This is a genomic window from Pseudostreptobacillus sp., from assembly GCF_977040545.1.
Genome location: NZ_CDRRBS010000107.1, coordinates 1 through 3,344, shown reverse-complemented (window position 1 = coordinate 3,344; position 3,344 = coordinate 1). Strand labels below are relative to the sequence as shown.

Genomic DNA, 3,344 nt, shown 5'->3' with positions numbered 1-3,344 from the left:
CGATATGTTTAATATACTCGATAATGTCATACCATAAATTTTACCAATTAGTGCTCCTATTACAAGAAGTGGTAAAAATATTCCCCCTGGAGAACCAGTTGCATAACATAACATTGTAAATAGGAATTTACCTATAAAAAATAATAAAAGAATTTTAAATGTAATATTACTATTAAATAGATGTTCAACTAATTCATGTCCACCACCTGTTATTTCTGGTAAGAATAAAATTATTAATAATGAAATTAGTGCAACTGTACTAATTTTAGCGTAATTAGAAAATGGTATTTTATCATATGTTTGTTTAAAAGTAACTATAAAATAATTAAATAATTTTGCAAATAACACCATAATGAATGATAATAATATAATCAATAATACATGTAATAGAGTAGAATCAATATTGTATTCTATTGGTGTTATAAATTTAAAATTTGAAAAAGAAAGTTTATTTCCTAATAAAAATTTAGCTGTCATATTTGAAAATAGAGTAGCAATCAACACACATACTAAAAGTATAGGTGTAAAAAACTTATGTAACTCTTCAACGGCAAATACAGCTCCTGCAAGAGGGGCATTGAAAGTTGCTGCAAGTCCTGCACTAGAACCTGCTGTAATTAAATATTTTTTTTCTATTTCATTTCTTTTTGTTATTTTATTAATTCCTTCGCCTACTAAAGCTCCTAGATGAATAGAAGGCCCTTCACGTCCCATAGAAAAACCAATAAATATAGCTATAAGTCCTGATATAAATTTAAAGAAAAGCTCTGGTAGCCAATTAAATTTAAATTTATTTTGTATAAGTCCCATAACTTGTGGAATACCACTACCTGAAATCATTGGAAATTTCGTGACTGTGAATTGAATAAAACATGCGATAAGTAAGAAAAGTAATATTATAAAAATCATAGAATAACCAGTATTTTTTTCAATAAGACCATTTCTAAGTAAAACAGCATGTTTTAAAAGAAAATTGTAAGCTGATACCACACAACCAGTAAGAATACCAGTTACTAATGAAAAGAATATTAGTCTAAGTCTAACTTTCTTTGAGTGAAATGCTTTTAAAGATTGCATGGTCTCGTAGATACCTAGTTTCATTTTAAAAGTCCTTTCATATAAAAAAATGGTGGAAGTGACGAGAATCGAACTCGTGTCCAAAATAAAAAGTGATATAACCCTCTACAAGTTTAGTTTATTTAAAGATTTAACAAATAAATACTAAATAAACAAAATTTTATTTGCGAGACTATTAAATTTTTCTTCTAATTATAGTCATTTTAGAAGATAAGCCATTAAAAGTGACGTTACTAATTAAATAATGGCACTTTAAAGAGTAACGTTAGCTGACTAAGCAGCTAAAGCGTAATTATTGTTTCCAATTAATTTAAATTTATTTTTTTTAAGAGAATAACCTCTACTTGCTAATTATATTTTTCTTATCCTGTCGAAACCAAAACACTCCCACAGTTATTTTATTATAGCACATTTTATAAGATCATTCAAGAAATAGTATTTAGAGTACTCTTACATTTTTTTTATAAATATGCTAAAATTGTAAATATATTTTCAAGAGGTGATTCATGATATATTATTTAAAAATATTTTTAATTTCAATGTTACCAATAATTGAATTAAGAGGAGCTATACCATATGCCCAAATATATAATTTACCTTATGGGACAACATTGATAGTAGCAATTTTAGGTAATCTTATTCTTATGCCATTTATGTTTATATTTTCTAAACAAATTCTATTATGGGGGAAAAAAATGAAATATATAGGTAAAATATTTGATTATATTTTAAAAAAGGGACATAGAGTAGGAGAGAAATTACAAAATGAAAGTAAATATGGAATATATGTAGGTTTATTATTATTTGTTGCAATACCTATACCAGGTACTGGTGCTTATACTGGAGTTTTAGCTGCTTCTATATTAGATTTAGATTTTAAAAAAACAATGATTGCATTAACAGGTGGAGTTTTAGGGGCAGGGTTTTTAGTTACATTAGTTACGTTTATTATTAAATTTGAAATATTTAGTTAAAAAAATACAGGAGTAATAATTAAACTTACCCCTGTATTTTTTAATAGTTATTTTTAATTTCTCTACTAAGATCTCTTTTTTTAATACTTTCTCTTTTATCGTAATTTTTTTTACCACGAGCAAGAGCGATTTTTACTTTAATTATACCATTTTTATTATATACGGATAAAGGAACTATTGTATAGCCTAAAAGTTTTGATTTTTCTTCTAATTTTTTTATTTCTTTTTTATGAAGTAATAACTTTCTAACTCTTGTTTCATTAACGTTATTAATATTACCAAAAGAATAATTTGTAACAAACATCCCCATAATAAATGGTTCATTTTTTATTATACGAATAAAACTTTCTTTAATACTAACTTTAGTCATTTTAATTGATTTTACTTCAGTTCCTTTAAGTTCTAATCCTGCTTCATATTCTTCTTCAATAAAATAATCAAAATATGCTTTTTTATTATTAGCTAATATTTGCATTAAATATCTACCTCCGAAATAATTTCTAATTTTTCATAATCTAATTTAATTATTTTTACATTTATTTTATCACCTATATGGTACTGTTTACCATATTTATCAACTAACTTATCTTCTAATATACTATACATTTTACTATCAGTATCATAAAATACAACTTCAATATAGTTTTCAAGTTGTATAAAAACTTTTGTTGATATTATTCCTGAAATGAATCCTTTAAAATTCTTATTAATATTTTTTTTCATATAATCAAGCAACTTAATTTTTATCGAATCTTTTTCTAACATTTCTGCAATTCTTTCAGTGTTAGATATATGATTTGATATGGAAATAAATTCTTGATTTCTTTTTTCTAATTTTTCAAGATTTATATTTTTAGCTTTAATAGAATAATTCAACATTCTGTGTACAATTAAATCTGAATATCTACGTATAGGAGAAGTAAAATGTAAATAATGGTCAAGTGCTAAACCAAAATGACCTTTATCTTCATTTGAATATTTAGCTCTTTGCATAGATTTAAGTATTGTTTTATGGATTAAATAAGCTCTTTCATCATATTTACTATTTTCTATAATTTTAGATATTTTACCTGGATGTATATCTGATATATTGTTTATATTATATCCTAATAAATTTAATTTAGAATTTAATTCTTTCAATGAATCAATGCTAGGAGCCTCATGAATTCTATAAATAGCAGGAATACCTTGCCAAAATAATCTTTCTGCCACAGCACAGTTAGCTTCTACCATAAAATCTTCTATAAGATTTTGAGCTAAACCATTTTCTCTTATTTTGATTTCTTTTATATT

General features: G+C 24.7%; 4 protein-coding genes and 1 other RNA gene. 1 reads left to right on the top strand and 4 read right to left on the bottom strand.

What is annotated here, in order from left to right; genetic code table 11:
- Positions 1 to 1,077, bottom strand: a 1,077-nt coding sequence (locus ACWYO2_RS05440) for a ClC family H(+)/Cl(-) exchange transporter (protein ID WP_455515466.1), incomplete at its 3' end; no start/stop codon positions are given.
- A 50-nt stretch (positions 1,078 to 1,127) separates the two neighbouring features.
- Positions 1,128 to 1,466, bottom strand: a transfer-messenger RNA (tmRNA) gene (ssrA, locus tag ACWYO2_RS05435).
- Between the two features lie 117 nt (positions 1,467 to 1,583).
- Here ssrA and ACWYO2_RS05430 point away from each other — a divergent pair.
- Positions 1,584 to 2,051: a COG2426 family protein gene (locus tag ACWYO2_RS05430; RefSeq protein ID WP_455515465.1), complete on the top strand. Its 468-nt coding sequence runs from the start codon at positions 1,584 to 1,586 to the stop codon at positions 2,049 to 2,051.
- A gap of 40 nt (positions 2,052 to 2,091) precedes the next feature.
- Here the strand turns inward: ACWYO2_RS05430 and smpB are convergent, their stop codons facing one another.
- Positions 2,092 to 2,526 (bottom strand): SsrA-binding protein SmpB, encoded by a 435-nt coding sequence (gene smpB, locus ACWYO2_RS05425; RefSeq protein WP_455515464.1) that lies wholly within the window; start codon positions 2,524 to 2,526, stop codon positions 2,092 to 2,094.
- A partial coding sequence (locus ACWYO2_RS05420) for an RNB domain-containing ribonuclease (RefSeq protein WP_455515463.1) occupies positions 2,526 to 3,344 on the bottom strand: 819 nt, incomplete at its 5' end. The genes ACWYO2_RS05420 and smpB, both read right to left, overlap by 1 nt.